The following is a 16,887-nucleotide window of genomic DNA, read 5'->3' on the forward strand; positions in this document are numbered from 1 at the left end:
GAGTCGGATTAGGGCGGAAGCGGGTTCCGGGCTTCCCCGGTGCTGCGCAGGAGAGTTCGTTCCGTCGACTATCCGGTGGGACGGTTCACGACATGCTGGCCGCGCCCCGACTCGAAGCGGTTTAGTTGTGAAGGGCCCTAGTGGTCATGCGGTAGGAGAAGATTCCTTCGAGTTGTCTGGGTTCAACCCAGACCTGGAAGCCTTGGGCGGCTTCGAAGAGTGTCCTGGTGGACTTCTCGTCTGATGCGATCCAGATCATGGAGGAGTCGGGCATCGCGTCGTCGACGATCCCCGTGCGGATGACTTCACCCTGTTTCTGGATTTCGACCGGGGCGCCGATGAGCCGCGCCCATTCGTGATGGCGGTATCTGGTCATCTTTCGTTCCTCGCGGTCGTAGTGGGCGATGCGGGTGGGGACCGGATGCGGTCCGGAGGGTGACCCTGCCGGTGGTGGCCCGCGGTGGCCCCTGGGGCTTATGCCACAGAGGCCACCGGTGTGTGTCTGTCGGTGACATGCCAGCTGGGAGTCGGGGAGGTGCTGATGGCGGCGGGGTTAGGCGATGAGCGCCGCTGGGTTTCCTAGTTGGTGCTTGCCATGGCCGGCGCTGCTTCATGTGCGGCGGAGTTCCGTATCCTCACCCGGAGATCTTCCTCGAATTTGTCGATGTCTGCGAGCCTGTTAAGGACGCTCTGGGCGCGTTCGATGGGTATGACGGCGACCCCGTCATCGTCGGCTGTGATGAGGTCGCCGGGGTTGACGACGGTGCCGCCGCAGGCCACCGGCACCGAGACGGCTCCCGGGCCGTACTTGGCTGGTCCTGCTGGCGAAACCCCGCGGGCCCAAACGGGCAGGCCCAGTTCCTTGATTGCCGCACGGTCGCGGGTCAGTCCGTCGATGATGACACCGGCGATGCCTTTGGCGAGGCAGATTTCGGCCAGGAGATCTCCGAATACGGCCCGTGTTGTTCCTCCGAGGGCGTTGATGACCAGCACATCACCGGCTTCGGCGTCGTCGAGGGCGCGGTGAATGGCCAGGTTGTCGCCCTCCCGGGTCAGCACGGTCAGTGCCGGACCCACACAGCGGGCATCGGCCCACTGTGATGCGATGCCTGTGTCCATGAGGTTGAGCCGGTCCATGGCATCACCGACATTGGCTGTGGGGTACCGCTTCAGGCCTTCAACAAACTCAGTGGCAGAGTTCGTGTGACGGGCGCCGACGGTGAGTGAAGTAGTTGCTGCGTCGATAAACATGTTGTCTCTCAGTGGCTCGTATGGTGCGGATTCTGGCCGCTCTCACACCCGCGGGTGGCTTCTTGTGTTGATGCCCGGAGGGCGGGCGGGTTGCCGGTACGGGTTTGTTCGGCTGGTTACGCGGGGGCGCAGGCGGTGATGGTGTTCACTGCGTGTTCTGGCCTTTGACCCGCGAGGGCCTGCCGGATGGCCTGCAGGGCGCCGGTTCCAGCGGCCAGGAAGGCCTCTTTGCTTTGCCCTGCGACGTGCGGGGTGACGATCAGGTTCGGCACATCTGCGATCTGGATCTTTGAGTGTGCGATGGGGTCTTTCATGTCCACGGACTCCCCTTCAAGGACATCGAGCCCGGCCCCGCCCAGCTGGCCGTTCTGGAGTGACTGGGCCAGGGCGGGTTCGTCGATGAGACCGCCCCGGGAGGTGTTAATCAGCACCGATCCTGGCTTCATCCTGGCAAGGGCGTCTGCGTCGATGATTTGGGCGGTCTGTTCGGTCAGCGGCATGTGGAGGCTAAGAACGTCCGAGCCAGCAATTACCTCATCGACTGTTGCGGGCGCGGCACCTGCGGCCTGGATTGCGGAATCCTGCACGAAGGGATCATGGACCAGGACGTGCATGCCGAATCCCTGGGCGATAGTGGCGACCATGCGGGCGATGTTGCCGAAGCCGAGGAGCCCGAGAGTGCGGCCGTGCAGTTCGAAGCCGTTCATGTGGGGTTTGGCTGCTGCCCATTGCCCGGACGTGGTTTGGGCGGTTCCGTAGGGGACTCTCCTTGCCAATGAGAGCAGGAGAGCGAAGACGTGCTCGGCGACGGCGCGGCTGTTGCTGCCCGGGGTGGTGGTTACCCAGATGTCTGCGTCGGTTGCCGCGTCGATGTCGACGTTGTCGGTTCCTACTCCGTGGCGGGCGATGATGCGTAGCCGTGGTGAAGCATCAATTTTCTCCCGGTCGAAGCGTTCGGCGCGGAGCAGGACGGCGTCGATGTCGTCGCGGACGTCGTCGTAGCGGACGGCGTCCGGGCCGTAGCCCAGATGGACCAGTCCCAGGGTTTGGAGTTCTGCCAGCACATCGGTGTGGATTTCGTCAGAGACGTAAAAGGTCGGCACGGTTTTCCTAGCGGTAGAGATGGGAGGCTGCGGTCAGGGTGTTGTTGCGTACCGTGCCCAGCAGCACGGCCAGGCCCAGGGCGCCGAAGATCATCAGCATGTAAGCCGGAATCATGGTGTTGCCGGTTTGGTCGATGAGCCAGGTAGCCACGTACGGGGCGCCAGCGCCGCCGAGAACGGCCCCGACGCTGTGACCGAACGCGACGCCGCTGTGCCGGACTTCCACGGGGAAAAACTCGGGCATGGCGGCGTAGGTCCCTGCCTGGCAGAGGGCGTAGGGGACCATGCCGAGGAGCAGACCGAAGATCGCCAGCGACAACGAGCCTGCGTTCATGAGCATGAAGGAGGGGAACGTGACCACGATGTAGGCAATGTAGGAAGCTGTCAGCAGCCGCTTGCTTCCGATGCGGCTGCCCAGTTGGCCAGCGAAGGGGATCAGCAGCGCCGCGGCGGTGACGGCGATCAGGACGATGGTTGCGGCCTCGGCCTTCGAGAAGTCCAGGACCGTGCTGAAGTAAACGGCCACGTAGACGGTACCGATGTACGTGCCGATGTTCTGGACGAGGGCGATGAAAAAGACCTTCGTCAGGCGCGAACGGTGGTTGCGGAACAGCTCAACGATCGGGGCCTGGGTCGTCTGTCCCTTGTTCGCACTCTCGGTGAACTCCGGGCTGTCCTCGATCTTCAGCCGCATAATCAGGCACAGAATGCCCAGCGGGATCGCGAGCAGGAACGGGATCCGCCATCCCCACGACTCCATCTCCGCCGCGGGCACAAAAGTGGCCGCCAGAGCAGCCAGTCCCGCAGCGCCGGCCTTGCCGAGGACACCAACGCTGGGAATGAAGGAGATGTAGAGGTTACGGCGCTCGACGGGTGCCCATTCTCGGATATAGGTGGCCGCCCCGCCGATTTCTCCACCTGCAGAGAGGCCCTGCAGCATCCTGAGCAGGCCTAGCAGGATCGGTGCCAAGATGCCGATTTGCGCGTAGGTCGGCAGCAGCGCTGTAAGCCCGGCAGCTGCGCTCATCAGGATGACCGAACCAACCAGGCTGGCACGCCGGCCGTAGCGGTCCCCGATGCGTCCGAAAAAGATCGCGCCCAGCGGCCGGACCAGGAAGGCCGTACCGAAGACCAGGAACGTATTGAGCAGGCCTGCCACGGGATCACCGCCGGGGAAAAACACGACTGCGATCGTCGCGGCCACGTAGCCGAAGACGCTGAAGTCGTAGTACTCGATAAAGGTGCCGAACGCGGCGACAGCGGTAGCCTTCTTCGCCTTTTTCTGATGGACGGCATCCGCTACCTGGGGAACGGACTGACTAACTTGGGGCATCTTTGCTCCTATAAAAAATGGGACATTGTCCTAATATGTATTTCAAGTGTGATGTGCGCCATGGTGTGCTGTCAAGCGCTCATGGCGGGGAGGAATGTGTCTCGTCCTCACGACTGCCCGCGTTCGCTGACGGTAGCGTGGTGAAAGCAGTTCCGGCCCCGAGGGGGAACCGGAGTATCAAGAGAGTGGTGGAACCGTGGTGAGCGAAAGTGCCGTAGCAGGGAACGAGCGCATTGTTGAGGTCCTGCACGCCTTGGTGACCCGCGCAGATGCGACCGGCGTCCGTGAACTCGCACTAGCCTTGGGCGCGAGCCGCAGCACCGTTAACCGTGTCCTGCTGGGCCTGGAGGAACACGGGCTGGCTGCCGTCAGCGGCAACGGAAACTATCAGGTCGGACCGCGGCTGCGTGTCCTGGGTGCCGCACTGCACGCACGCCACCCGCTGTTGCGCAGCGCTGAAGCGATCATTGAACGCCTGGGCGAACAATCCGATGCCACTGTCCTTATCGCTGTTCACGACGCGCCCCGACCCAGCGCCGTTGTTGTCGCTTGTCGGCGGCGGCCCGGACCTATCAAGTATCTCCTCGAGCCCGGGACGGTCTTGCCCCTCCACGCCGGCGCAACCGGCCGCTCGATCCTGGGCCGACTAGGAATCAGTGCCTTGGGTGACCGGCAGCTGGAGTGGCACACTCCCGATACCGTCACCGAGCGTGCCGAACTTGAAAGACTCCTCACCGAGGACCGCCGCGCCGGATACACAATCAGCGTCGGACAGCAATTTCCCCTGGCCGCTGGTGCTGCCGCGTCATTCCAATGTCACGGGCTGACCGGATCCGTCTCGATCACCCGTCCACGCTTTCTCACCGGCGATGAGGACCTTGCCCGATTCGGCCCGATGGCGCGGCAAGCCGCTCACGCCATCGAAGCCGCGTGTGCGGGAAATCAAGCACCAGGCAATCTGGAACCCATCACGTACCCTGCCGGTTCCACTGCCGTGGAACGCATTGCCCGCCTAGTCACCGCGCTGGTAGCCGAACCCGATGGGCTGCCCACCGGCTACGAGCTCGCGCGCGGAATTGGAGCCAACATAGCCACCACCAACCGCCTGATCTCCACCGCCCTGACTACAGGACTGGCTTTGCAGCGCCACGACACACTGCACCCTGGCCCCCGCCTGTTTCACTGGGCAGCCCATCTGGGTCCTGCGGTGGACACAGCTGTTGTCGCACATCCGATTCTCCGCGGACTTGCCGAGGAATCCGGTGAAACCATCGGACTCATTCAATTCCATGCCGACACCAGACAGGCCGTGATGACGACGGTGGTGGACGGGGTCCGGCCCCTGCATTACGGTCTTGCTTCAGGTGTGGCTATTCCGCTCTACGCCGGCGCAGGCGGGAAAGCCATTCTCGCCCACTGTCCCCCCGGTGATCTTGACGCGCTCACGCTGGAACCCCTCACCGAACGCACCCAAACAGACCCGCGAGCCCTTGAAAACGATCTCCAAACCATACGGGAGCGCGGATGGGCGACCGGCGAGGGTGAGCGCATTCCTGACGCCTTCGGCGTCAGTGCCCCCTACTTCGTTGACGGCAACGTCGCTGGATCCATCACCGCCACCGTCACCAGACTCCGCCTGCCCGAGCTCGACGTAGAGGCCCTCGCGCACATGGTCCAGCGTTCAGCGCAGCAGCTCACACGCGCCCTTTCCGTCCCCTAAAACAACGCCGGGAAAGACGTCACGCCGGGACTCCTCTGCTCTCTATGGCTGGCAGCCGACGCAGAACATCCTTGCCAGATATTCGAGGTGTGCCAGGACCACGAAGTCTGGGTAACGCCACAGGAGCTCTCCGGCGACTAGCACTGCCGCATGAAGACACACACGCACCATTCGTGCATGCTGTGACCACCCGATCGAACGGTGAAAAAGCACCCCGCCGATGACCAAGGTGACTCCCACGAGCATCATCGGAGTCAGTGGTTCGCCGAAGATGGCTGCTGCCAGCAGCACGGTGAGAATCACGCCGAGAGCGGCCCAGATACCGTAGGCAACCCCCAAAGCCAGGCCAGCCCGGAGGACTCCTGCAAGGAAAGCGAAAGAGGCGATGTATCCGGCAACTACGATGACTTGGTCTTCCCGGGCGCGACTGCCGGGTGATGGCCCGTGTTGGCCGGGGTTCTCGGCCCGACCTCCTGTGGAGGAGCCGAGGCAGTCGCGTTATGCCCGGGTCAGGCGTGCGGCCCCGGCTGTTGCCGAGCTTCCGAGATCGCTCTTTTTCAGAGCCTGCTGGGCTTCTATGGCATCGGCCCAGGCATCGGTGGTGCTGACGGCGGCCCAGTTTGAGTTCAACAGTGTGAGCAGGGTGGTGTGCACTGTTTTTGCGTCGGCGAAACCTGCGTCGTTGGCGAGGTTGATGGCCCCGGTGGCATCTGAGAGAACTTCGGTATTGAAGCCGAGGAACTCCGCTTCAACGGCCGAGGCGAGGATGCAGTTGTTGGTCATGTAGCCGACGAGGGTGACGGTGTCGATGTCATGCTGGCGCAGCCAACCGGCCAGGTCAGTGTCAGCGTAGACGGAGCCGTACTGCTTGATGACGCCCTTCCATGCATCTGTCCTGCGGCGTTCGATGTCGGGGTGAAGTTCAAATTCCGGTGTGCCCGGCGCAAAGACCGGTGCGCCTTCGCCTGCACTGTGTTGTACGGCCGCGACGGGAATGCCTGCGGCGGCCGCAGCGTCGACAGCCCGCACGATCATCGCCAAGGAGTCCTGGTGCGGCGGGTACTGGATCTCGAGAGGTCCGTTGAAGTACTGCTGCTGGACGTCGATGAGGATAAGGGCGCGACGAGGGGTGCTCATGATGTTCTCCCGGATAGTGGTTAGCTGGCCGCCTTGCGGCAACCCTTCCATCTTTCGCTTTCCACACCGCGACCACCAGTGGCACGGACGCCCGCATACGATTGATTCAGGCCAAAATGAGAAGGAGGGGCCGAATGCGAATCGCGGTGTACGCCGTCGATGACGTGACGATGTTTCACCTCGCAGTTCCGCAGATGGTTTTCGACGAGGTCACGCGCCAGGGACTCGCCGAATGGAAGACCATTCTTTTCTCCGATCAGGCGGGACATATCCGAACGACAGAGGGTTATCAGCTGGGAGAGGTCCGGGGCCTCAAAGACGCGTTAGATGCCGACGTCGTCGTGGTGCCCTCATGGTTCGACGACGGCCGCGCGCCCGGCGAATCCCTACGCCGGGTCCTTCAGCAGGCGCACCAGCGGGGCGCGACAATCCTGGGACTCTGTCTTGGCGCTATCCCCGTAGCAGATGCAGGACTACTTTCCGGGCGCCGGGCAGTCACGCACTGGCAAGCCTTCGATGCACTTACTGTCCGGCACCCTGATGTTTTCCTCGATAAAACGGTGCTCTACATCGATCACGGTGACGTATTGACCTCGGCCGGCACCGCGTCCGGACTGGATGCGTGCCTGCATCTGGTGAGGGCCCGCCTCGGGGCGGATGCAGCAAACCAGGTAGCACGCAGTCTGGTCATCGCCCCACACCGGGAGGGCGGACAGGCGCAGTACATTGAACACCCAGTTCCGCCGCGCTCCTCAGACGACCCGATGGCGCGCTTGCTCGAGTGGGCTTTGGGTCGCCTGGGTGAACCCCTCAGCGTCGATCGCCTCGCCACCCAGGCGCACATGAGTCGTCGAACCTTTGTCCGTACCTTCCGGGCTTCAACAGGGACGACGCCGTCGGCGTGGATACGCACCCGACGGCTCGACGCTGCCCGGCGGCTGCTGGAAACCACCGACTGGTCCGTTGATCAGGTTGCAGCTGACTGCGGCTTTGGCAGCGCTGTGACCCTCCGACAGAACTTCGCAGGAGCGTTTTCCACCACACCGACGGAATATAGACGCCACTTCGCCGCTCAACTCAGCCGGGAACCCTCACGCTGATTCACTTGATTCCCCCTGCAAACGCCTACATATCAAAGCGCAATTCAGAGCTTCGATATAACCGCCACAGTCGATTAACAGTTGGTCCGAAGCCGCTGTCTTTCTGCTCAATCGGAGTGGAATCCGCTTCTGCCGGTCAGCTTGCAGGCGTGTCCCGTTTGCGGGCGTAGGCGCGGTTGGCGCGCTCCTTGGCACCGCATCGAGCGAGCACCGCGAGAGACAGGTCCTTGAGGAATACACCGACCGTGCACTTCACGGACCGGCGGCTCAAGTGGCAGACAGCATGGAAGAGCTTCATGACCAAACGCGTGTCGACGGGCTCATGCTGGTTGTCCAAGGGCGCTCACGCCGTGCACAAGCACGCACAGTGGAGCTGATAGGGGCTCTGAAGCTCGACAGGCACTCACAGCAGGTCATGTGAGTCAGTACACAGGAATCCGATTTGGCCGACGAGGGGAGCGAGGGCCGACTTCGCGGCAGAAATCCGGGCGAACACGGGAGTTTCGGCCCCTGGGGACCCTCTTAGGGGCGATTTGTGCAGGGTCCCGGTGCCGTGTAAAGTAATTCGAGTCGCCGCCGCTGATGCGGAAAGATAGCGACCGACCCCCTGATAAACAGCCTGAAAATGGCACGCAAATTTGCGCGCTAGTTACTGGTGGGGACCCGCTCGTGGAAATGGAAATCGCGGAAACGCCGATTTGCAAAGCTCCTCGAAACCGGGTAAGTTTGAAAAGTTGCTCCGGAGCGATCCACGGCTGAGATGTTGTGGTGGTGCCGGGTGTGTCTGTTGTTTGAGAACTCAATAGTGTGCCAAGTTTGTTGATACCAATTTATTATTAATTGGTTGAATTGACTGGATTATGCCACCCCGTGGTGTGGTCTGGTTTTTACAGCTGGTTTCAAATTTTGTGCGGCCATTTTCTCCCGTTTTCCCGGGGGTGGTGGTTGTGTCTGTTTTTGTTTTACTTCAACGGAGAGTTTGATCCTGGCTCAGGATGAACGCTGGCGGCGTGCTTAACACATGCAAGTCGAACGATGAACCTCACTTGTGGGGGGATTAGTGGCGAACGGGTGAGTAACACGTGAGTAACCTGCCCTTAACTCTGGGATAAGCCTGGGAAACTGGGTCTAATACCGGATATGACTCCTCATCGCATGGTGGGGGGTGGAAAGCTTTATTGTGGTTTTGGATGGACTCGCGGCCTATCAGCTTGTTGGTGAGGTAATGGCTCACCAAGGCGACGACGGGTAGCCGGCCTGAGAGGGTGACCGGCCACACTGGGACTGAGACACGGCCCAGACTCCTACGGGAGGCAGCAGTGGGGAATATTGCACAATGGGCGCAAGCCTGATGCAGCGACGCCGCGTGAGGGATGACGGCCTTCGGGTTGTAAACCTCTTTCAGTAGGGAAGAAGCGAAAGTGACGGTACCTGCAGAAGAAGCGCCGGCTAACTACGTGCCAGCAGCCGCGGTAATACGTAGGGCGCAAGCGTTATCCGGAATTATTGGGCGTAAAGAGCTCGTAGGCGGTTTGTCGCGTCTGCCGTGAAAGTCCGGGGCTCAACTCCGGATCTGCGGTGGGTACGGGCAGACTAGAGTGATGTAGGGGAGACTGGAATTCCTGGTGTAGCGGTGAAATGCGCAGATATCAGGAGGAACACCGATGGCGAAGGCAGGTCTCTGGGCATTAACTGACGCTGAGGAGCGAAAGCATGGGGAGCGAACAGGATTAGATACCCTGGTAGTCCATGCCGTAAACGTTGGGCACTAGGTGTGGGGGACATTCCACGTTTTCCGCGCCGTAGCTAACGCATTAAGTGCCCCGCCTGGGGAGTACGGCCGCAAGGCTAAAACTCAAAGGAATTGACGGGGGCCCGCACAAGCGGCGGAGCATGCGGATTAATTCGATGCAACGCGAAGAACCTTACCAAGGCTTGACATGAACCGGAAACGCCTGGAAACAGGTGCCCCGCTTGCGGTCGGTTTACAGGTGGTGCATGGTTGTCGTCAGCTCGTGTCGTGAGATGTTGGGTTAAGTCCCGCAACGAGCGCAACCCTCGTTCTATGTTGCCAGCGCGTTATGGCGGGGACTCATAGGAGACTGCCGGGGTCAACTCGGAGGAAGGTGGGGACGACGTCAAATCATCATGCCCCTTATGTCTTGGGCTTCACGCATGCTACAATGGCCGGTACAAAGGGTTGCGATACTGTGAGGTGGAGCTAATCCCAAAAAGCCGGTCTCAGTTCGGATTGGGGTCTGCAACTCGACCCCATGAAGTCGGAGTCGCTAGTAATCGCAGATCAGCAACGCTGCGGTGAATACGTTCCCGGGCCTTGTACACACCGCCCGTCAAGTCACGAAAGTTGGTAACACCCGAAGCCGGTGGCCTAACCCCTTGTGGGAGGGAGCTGTCGAAGGTGGGACTGGCGATTGGGACTAAGTCGTAACAAGGTAGCCGTACCGGAAGGTGCGGCTGGATCACCTCCTTTCTAAGGAGCACCTACAACCACCCTGCCGGGCGCATGCCCGTGTGGTGGGGTTGTCAGGAGTACGCCCGTTGCGCAGACGTTTGTTCTGCGGCGGGTGCTCACGGGTGGAATATCAACGAATAGCGGCCGTCGGTTCTTTCCCGGCACCCAGTACGGACTGCTCTCTCGAGAGTGTCCTGGAACGGTGCGGGGGCGGGTACGGGCGGTTTAGTGTTTGGCACACTGTTGGGTCCTGAGACAACAGGACCGGGAGGTAACTTCCGGGACTGGTTTGTTTCTGGTTTCCTGGCTGCACCGAGCGCACGGTTTGGCCCCCCTTTTGTGGGGGTTCGTGTGGGGTGTGTGGTACGGGGTTGTTGTTTGAGAACTACATAGTGGACGCGAGCATCTTTTATAAGAAGCAATTTCCAAGAATATGAACCTGGATCTGTCCGGGTACTGCGTGCTGTGGCCCTTTTGGGTTGTGGTGGTGGTGTCCGGGTGGTTTTCGTGGTTCTCTCGAAATAGCGTTTTTGATCTTTTGTGGTCAAGTTTTTAAAGAGCACACGGTGGATGCCTTGGCATTAGGAGCCGAAGAAGGACGTAGGAATCTGCGATAAGCCTGGGGGAGTCGATAACCGGACTGTGATCCCAGGGTGTCCGAATGGGGAAACCCCGCCAGGGGCGCGAGCTGCCTGGTGACCCGCATCTGAACACATAGGGTGCGTGGAGGGAACGCGGGGAAGTGAAACATCTCAGTACCCGCAGGAAGAGAAAACAATAGTGATTCCGTCAGTAGTGGCGAGCGAACGCGGATCAGGCTAAACCGTTCCATGTGTGATAGCCGGCGGGCGTTGCATGGTCGGGGTTGTGGGACTTCCCATTCTGTCTCTGCCGGGACAGTGGGGTGAGTAGTACAGGCATAGGTGAACGGTCTTGAAAGGCCGGCCAGAGAGGGTGTGAGCCCCGTAACCGAAATGTTGTGTACCGCCTGGTGAAGTATCCCAAGTAGCACGGGGCCCGAGAAATCCCGTGCGAATCTGTCAGGACCACCTGATAAGCCTAAATACTCCCTAATGACCGATAGCGGACCAGTACCGTGAGGGAAAGGTGAAAAGTACCCCGGGAGGGGAGTGAAACAGTACCTGAAACCGTGTGCTTACAATCCGTCGGAGCAACCTTGTAGTTGTGACGGCGTGCCTTTTGAAGAATGAGCCTGCGAGTTAGTGTTACGTCGCGAGGTTAACCCGTGTGGGGAAGCCGTAGCGAAAGCGAGTCTGAATAGGGCGTTGCAGTGGCGTGATCTAGACCCGAAGCGAAGTGATCTACCCATGGCCAGGTTGAAGCGACGGTAAGACGTCGTGGAGGACCGAACCCACTTCAGTTGAAAATGGAGGGGATGAGCTGTGGGTAGGGGTGAAAGGCCAATCAAACTTCGTGATAGCTGGTTCTCCCCGAAATGCATTTAGGTGCAGCGTTGCGTGTTTCTTACCGGAGGTAGAGCTACTGGATGGCTAATGGGCCCTACAAGGTTACTGACGTCAGCCAAACTCCGAATGCCGGTAAGTGAGAGCGCAGCAGTGAGACTGTGGGGGATAAGCTTCATAGTCGAGAGGGAAACAGCCCAGACCACCAACTAAGGCCCCTAAGCGTGTGCTAAGTGGGAAAGGATGTGGAGTTGCGAAGACAACCAGGAGGTTGGCTTAGAAGCAGCCATCCTTAAAAGAGTGCGTAATAGCTCACTGGTCAAGTGATTCCGCGCCGACAATGTAGCGGGGCTCAAGTACACCGCCGAAGTTGTGGATTTCAGACAGTAGCCTAGCCTTCGTGGTTCAGGCGTCTGGAGTGGTAGGGGAGCGTCGTGTGGGCAGTGAAGTCGCGGTGTAAACCAGCGGTGGAGCCTACACGAGTGAGAATGCAGGCATGAGTAGCGAAAGACGGGTGAGAAACCCGTCCGCCGAATGATCAAGGGTTCCAGGGTCAAGCTAATCTGCCCTGGGTAAGTCGGGACCTAAGGCGAGGCCGACAGGCGTAGTCGATGGACAACGGGTTGATATTCCCGTACCGGCGAAAAACCGCCCATGCTGAACAGGGGATACTAACCGCCCGAGACCTGCCCGACCGCCCTTGTGGTGGAAGGGTTTTGGTGGAGCGCGGGACCTGATCCTGGGAGGCAAGCGTATTAACAGGTGTGACGCAGGAAGGTAGCCAAGCCGGGCGATGGTTGTCCCGGTCTAAGGATGTAGGGCGAACGGTAGGCAAATCCGCCGTTCATGATGCCTGAGACCCGATGGGACCCCCGTATGGGGGGATTTGGTGATCCTATGCTGCCGAGAAAAGCATCGACGCGAGGTTTTAGCCGCCCGTACCCCAAACCGACACAGGTGATCAGGTAGAGAATACTAAGGCGATCGAGAGAATTATGGTTAAGGAACTCGGCAAAATGCCCCCGTAACTTCGGGAGAAGGGGGGCCCCCATCGTGATGGACACAAGCTGTCCGGAGCGTGCAGGGGCCGCAGAGACCAGGGGGAAGCGACTGTTTACTAAAAACACAGGTCCGTGCGAAGTCGCAAGACGATGTATACGGACTGACTCCTGCCCGGTGCTGGAAGGTTAAGAGGACCGGTTAGCCGCAAGGCGAAGCTGAGAATTCAAGCCCCAGTAAACGGCGGTGGTAACTATAACCATCCTAAGGTAGCGAAATTCCTTGTCGGGTAAGTTCCGACCTGCACGAATGGAGTAACGACTTCCCCGCTGTCTCAACCATAAACTCGGCGAAATTGCAGTACGAGTAAAGATGCTCGTTACGCGCAGCAGGACGGAAAGACCCCGAGACCTTTACTATAGTTTGGTATTGGTGTTCGGAGTGGCTTGTGTAGGATAGGTGGGAGACGTTGAAGCCCGGACGCCAGTTCGGGTGGAGTCATCGTTGAAATACCACTCTGGTCACTTTGGACATCTAACTTCGGCCCGTAATCCGGGTCAGGGACAGTGCCTGATGGGTAGTTTAACTGGGGCGGTTGCCTCCTAAAAAGTAACGGAGGCGCCCAAAGGTTCCCTCAGCCTGGTTGGCAATCAGGTGTCGAGTGTAAGTGCACAAGGGAGCTTGACTGTGAGAGAGACATCTCGAGCAGGGACGAAAGTCGGGACTAGTGATCCGGCGGTACATTGTGGAATGGCCGTCGCTCAACGGATAAAAGGTACCTCGGGGATAACAGGCTGATCTTGCCCAAGAGTCCATATCGACGGCATGGTTTGGCACCTCGATGTCGGCTCGTCGCATCCTGGGGCTGGAGTAGGTCCCAAGGGTTGGGCTGTTCGCCCATTAAAGCGGTACGCGAGCTGGGTTTAGAACGTCGTGAGACAGTTCGGTCCCTATCCGCTGCGCGCGCAGGAAATTTGAGAAGGGCTGTCCTTAGTACGAGAGGACCGGGACGGACGAACCTCTGGTGTGTCAGTTGTACTGCCAAGTGCACCGCTGATTAGCTACGTTCGGATGGGATAACCGCTGAAAGCATCTAAGCGGGAAGCTCGCTTCGAGATGAGATTTCCATACACCTTGTGTGTGAGAGGCCCCCAGCCAGACCACTGGGTTGATAGGCCGGATGTGGAAGCGAGGACTAACGACTCGTGAAGCTGACCGGTACTAATAGGCCGATAACTTACACCACACACCACCCCGCGAACCCGTTCAAAAGGGGTTCGCACCAAAGGGGTGGTACAAAGAAACAAGACTGCTTGCGTCCACTATGTGGTTCCCAACCAACAAACCCGGTCCCGCCGGCTTTGTTGCCACGGGAACAAGAAACCACAACTGAATAACAACACCACCCCCGCCCCCAACCGGGCGGGAGCACATGTTGTAACCACAAAGATTTCCCACCCCCGACGCCCAGGCGCCCGGGGGACGGGTAACAGGGTTACGGCGGTCATAGCGTGGGGGAAACGCCCGGTCCCATCCCGAACCCGGAAGCTAAGACCCACAGCGCCGATGGTACTGCACCCGGGAGGGTGTGGGAGAGTAGGTCACCGCCGGACAAACATTAAGCCTCAGGCCCCGACACAAACGTCGGGGCCTGAGCCATTTAACACCCCCTTGGGCCCTTCGTCTGGCCCAGCGAATGGTCGATAGAACCTTGGGAATACCTTTAACCCGGCAATCTATTTCGGCGTCGGGCATTGTGAGGCTCTATTTCGCACGCTAGGGTTTGGATTCCTATCAGCCTTTATGGCTTAGAGTGCGTCGATCGGACCGAATAGGAGTCCTGAGATGAGCCTCAAATCTGGATTTGCCGTGGGGAAAAGCGGTGCCAAAAAGCATCGGCTTAGCCGCACGCCATCGTTGCACCGATGGTTTTCCCTGACCTCAATCTTTTTCCTCGTAGCCGCCACTATTTCTCTCATTGCCGGCCCGGCCCAGGCAGCCACCTTGACCTTTTCAACTACGGCGGATGCCGTAGTCAAGCGCGATAGTCCCACCACGAACTTCCGCACGGCGATAGGCCTTAAGGCTGATAACTCGCCGGTGGAACAGATTTTTCTCAAGTTCACGGTGACCGGCACTGCGGGAAGCACCGTGACCGGCGCCAAGCTCAGGTTATTCGCTACGGATCCCTCCTCTTCGGGCGGTCAATTCCGCAGAGTGCTGAACACCACCTGGAGTGAGAACACAATCACATTCAACAACGCGCCGGTCGCGGAGACGCCCATTGTGGCTTCCCGCGGCGCTGTTGCCGACAACACCTTTGTGGAGTTTGACCTCTTCAGCGTGATCAAGCGCGACGGGACGTACTCCTTCCGCATCAGCACCACATCCTCCGACGGCGTGATTTACAGCTCGAAGGAGACCTCGGTAACCAGTCAACGGCCCCTATTGACAGTGACCACCAGTACGACGCCACCGCCGCCTCCTCCTCCGCCGCCACCGCCGCCGCCGCCCCCCGGCGCAAACCCGTGCGGTACGGCGACCGTCCCGCCCGCGAAATACGACCATGTCATGTGGGTGATCTTTGAGAACAAGACCTATTCCCAGGTCATCGGGAGCCCCAACGCGCCTTACATGACCACCAAGGCGAACCAGTGCGCATCGGTCTCCAGCTGGACTGACGCCGGCACCGGGCTGCCTTCGCTGCCGAACTATATAGCCATGACCTCGGGCAGCACGCAAGGCGTCACCACGAATTCCAGCCCATCGGGCCTGCCAACCATTACGGCCAACAACATCTTCCGGCAAGTGCGGTCTGTGGGGCAGTCCTATAAGAGCTATATGGAGGACATGCCCTCAAATTGCTTCCTGTCCGCGTCCTATCCTTATGCGGAGCGGCACAACCCTGAGATCTACTACCAGGGGCCGGGGGACAGGGCCGCCTGTGCGATCAATAACGTGCCCTTGGGCAACACCAGCGCGGGCCACCTGAAGAGCGATCTCACCAACAACACATTGCCGAATTTCTCTGTGGTGGTGCCCAGTGATTGCAACAACATGCATGACTGCAGCATCGCCACCGGCGACACCTGGCTCTCCCAATGGCTGCCGGTCATCCTGAACAGTCCCAGCTACCTGTCCAAGCGAATGGCAATCTTCGTGGTCTTCGACGAGGATACCCCGATACCCAATTTCATAGTGGCACCGACCGTGATCCCGGGCACCGTAATCTCGGGCAACTACAATCATTACTCCCTGCTCCGGACCACTGAAGAAATGCTGGCCATCGGACCGAAATTGCTCAACGCCGGGACCGCGCTGAGTTTCCGGACGCCGCTGCGCATCTGACTCAGCTAAGTCCGCAAGCAACGGCGGCCGGCCAGGGGAACATTACCCGGCCGGTCGCCGTTGTACGTGCGGCAGCCGCTTCCAATCAAAGGGACATTTCATGACCGCTCGGACCATCGTTATCACCGGAGCCAGCGACGGCATCGGCGCGTCCGCCGCGCGGACCTTGAGCCAGGAGGGGGAGCGGGTGGTGGTCGTCGGGCGTTCCGCCGAGAAGACCGAATCGCTTGCGAAGGAAATCGGTGCGGACTACTTCGTTGCCGATTTCGCGGAGCTGGCACAGGTGCGCGAGCTCGCGCGGCAGCTGAAGGAGAAGTACCCGCGGATCGACGTCCTGGCCAACAACGCCGGCGGGATCATGGGCCCCCGGCAGCTCACCGTGGACGGCCACGAGAAGACCTTCCAGGTCAACCACCTGGCGCCGTTCCTGCTCACCACCGAGCTGATGGACGTGCTCACCACCAGCAACGCCACCGTCATCAACACCGCCAGCGCGGCCAACGGCTTCGGCAAGCTGGACCTCGACGACCTGGACTCCGCGCAGAACTACTCCACCAACCGTGCCTACGGCACCGGCAAGCTCGCGAACATTCTGTTCACCACCGAGCTGAACCACCGCTACGGCGCCGTGGGAATCACGACGGCGGCCTTCCACCCCGGCGTGGTGGCCACCAACTTCTCGGCGGAGTCGACGAGCCCGATGCGGCACGCGTATAAGACCTTCCTCAACCGCTTCCTGTTGAGCCCGGAGCAGGGCGCGGACACGCTGGTGTGGCTCGCTACCGCGACGCCCGGGCAGGACTGGGTCTCCGGCGCGTACTACGCCAAGCGGGCCCTCGCGAAGGCCAACAAGCAGGCGTACGACGCCGAGCTGGCCCGGGAGCTGTGGGACCGCAGCGAGGCGATGGTGGCGCAGGATCTCGACAAGCTGGATTCCCCGGCGTAACTCCATGTGACTCGGCCCCGCCGGTGCTTCCCAAAGAAGTTGCGCCCCGTTGG

Annotated in this window: 10 protein-coding genes and 3 rRNA genes; 7 read left to right on the top strand and 6 right to left on the bottom strand. The window is 60.3% G+C overall.

Annotation, left to right across the window (positions count from 1 at the left end; all coding sequences use genetic code 11):
* Nucleotides 1-121: 121 nt before the first annotated feature.
* From OM977_RS04960 to OM977_RS04975, 4 genes are all read right to left on the bottom strand, one after another.
* The gene (locus OM977_RS04960; protein WP_264356428.1) at nucleotides 122-376 is read right to left on the bottom strand and encodes a hypothetical protein; all 255 of its coding nucleotides are present in this window, start codon (nucleotides 374-376) and stop codon (nucleotides 122-124) included.
* A 203-nt stretch (nucleotides 377-579) separates the two neighbouring features.
* The gene (locus OM977_RS04965) at nucleotides 580-1,251 is read right to left on the bottom strand and encodes an RraA family protein (RefSeq protein WP_264356429.1); all 672 of its coding nucleotides are present in this window, start codon (nucleotides 1,249-1,251) and stop codon (nucleotides 580-582) included.
* 116 nt (nucleotides 1,252-1,367) lie between these two features.
* On the bottom strand, nucleotides 1,368-2,354 hold the full coding sequence (locus tag OM977_RS04970; RefSeq protein ID WP_264356430.1) for a hydroxyacid dehydrogenase: 987 nt from the start codon (nucleotides 2,352-2,354) through the stop codon (nucleotides 1,368-1,370).
* 7 nt (nucleotides 2,355-2,361) lie between these two features.
* Complete coding sequence (locus OM977_RS04975; RefSeq protein ID WP_264356431.1) at nucleotides 2,362-3,687, bottom strand: MFS transporter; 1,326 nt, start codon at nucleotides 3,685-3,687, stop codon at nucleotides 2,362-2,364.
* 199 nt (nucleotides 3,688-3,886) lie between these two features.
* On the opposite strand from OM977_RS04975, the gene OM977_RS04980 reads away from it, so the two are divergent.
* A complete protein-coding gene (locus OM977_RS04980; RefSeq protein WP_264356432.1) occupies nucleotides 3,887-5,407 on the top strand; it encodes an IclR family transcriptional regulator in 1,521 nt (506 codons plus the stop codon).
* A 42-nt stretch (nucleotides 5,408-5,449) separates the two neighbouring features.
* Here OM977_RS04980 and OM977_RS04985 read toward each other — a convergent pair whose 3' ends face one another.
* A complete protein-coding gene (locus OM977_RS04985) occupies nucleotides 5,450-5,812 on the bottom strand; it encodes a DMT family transporter (protein WP_333474015.1) in 363 nt (120 codons plus the stop codon).
* Nucleotides 5,813-5,905: 93 nt separating this feature from the next.
* Nucleotides 5,906-6,544, bottom strand: a complete 639-nt coding sequence (locus tag OM977_RS04990) for an isochorismatase family protein (RefSeq protein ID WP_264356433.1) — start codon at nucleotides 6,542-6,544, stop codon at nucleotides 5,906-5,908.
* A 134-nt stretch (nucleotides 6,545-6,678) separates the two neighbouring features.
* Here OM977_RS04990 and OM977_RS04995 point away from each other — a divergent pair, with 134 nt between their 5' ends.
* From OM977_RS04995 to OM977_RS05020, 6 genes are all read left to right on the top strand, one after another.
* Entirely contained in the window at nucleotides 6,679-7,644 is a 966-nt protein-coding gene (locus tag OM977_RS04995) for a GlxA family transcriptional regulator (protein ID WP_264356434.1), read from the top strand.
* Between the two features lie 967 nt (nucleotides 7,645-8,611).
* A 16S ribosomal RNA gene (locus OM977_RS05000) occupies nucleotides 8,612-10,135 on the top strand.
* A 524-nt stretch (nucleotides 10,136-10,659) separates the two neighbouring features.
* Nucleotides 10,660-13,786: ribosomal RNA gene (locus OM977_RS05005) — 23S ribosomal RNA — on the top strand.
* A 250-nt stretch (nucleotides 13,787-14,036) separates the two neighbouring features.
* Nucleotides 14,037-14,153: ribosomal RNA gene (gene rrf / locus OM977_RS05010) — 5S ribosomal RNA — on the top strand.
* Together the 16S, 23S and 5S rRNA genes form the textbook arrangement of a ribosomal RNA operon.
* A 232-nt stretch (nucleotides 14,154-14,385) precedes the next feature.
* Nucleotides 14,386-15,888, top strand: a complete 1,503-nt coding sequence (locus OM977_RS05015; protein WP_264356435.1) for a CBM96 family carbohydrate-binding protein — start codon at nucleotides 14,386-14,388, stop codon at nucleotides 15,886-15,888.
* Between the two features lie 100 nt (nucleotides 15,889-15,988).
* Nucleotides 15,989-16,834 (top strand): SDR family NAD(P)-dependent oxidoreductase, encoded by an 846-nt coding sequence (locus tag OM977_RS05020; RefSeq protein WP_264356436.1) that lies wholly within the window; start codon nucleotides 15,989-15,991, stop codon nucleotides 16,832-16,834.
* Nucleotides 16,835-16,887: the final 53 nt, after the last annotated feature.

This window comes from Pseudarthrobacter sp. MM222, from assembly GCF_947090775.1.
GTDB lineage: Bacteria > Actinomycetota > Actinomycetes > Actinomycetales > Micrococcaceae > Arthrobacter.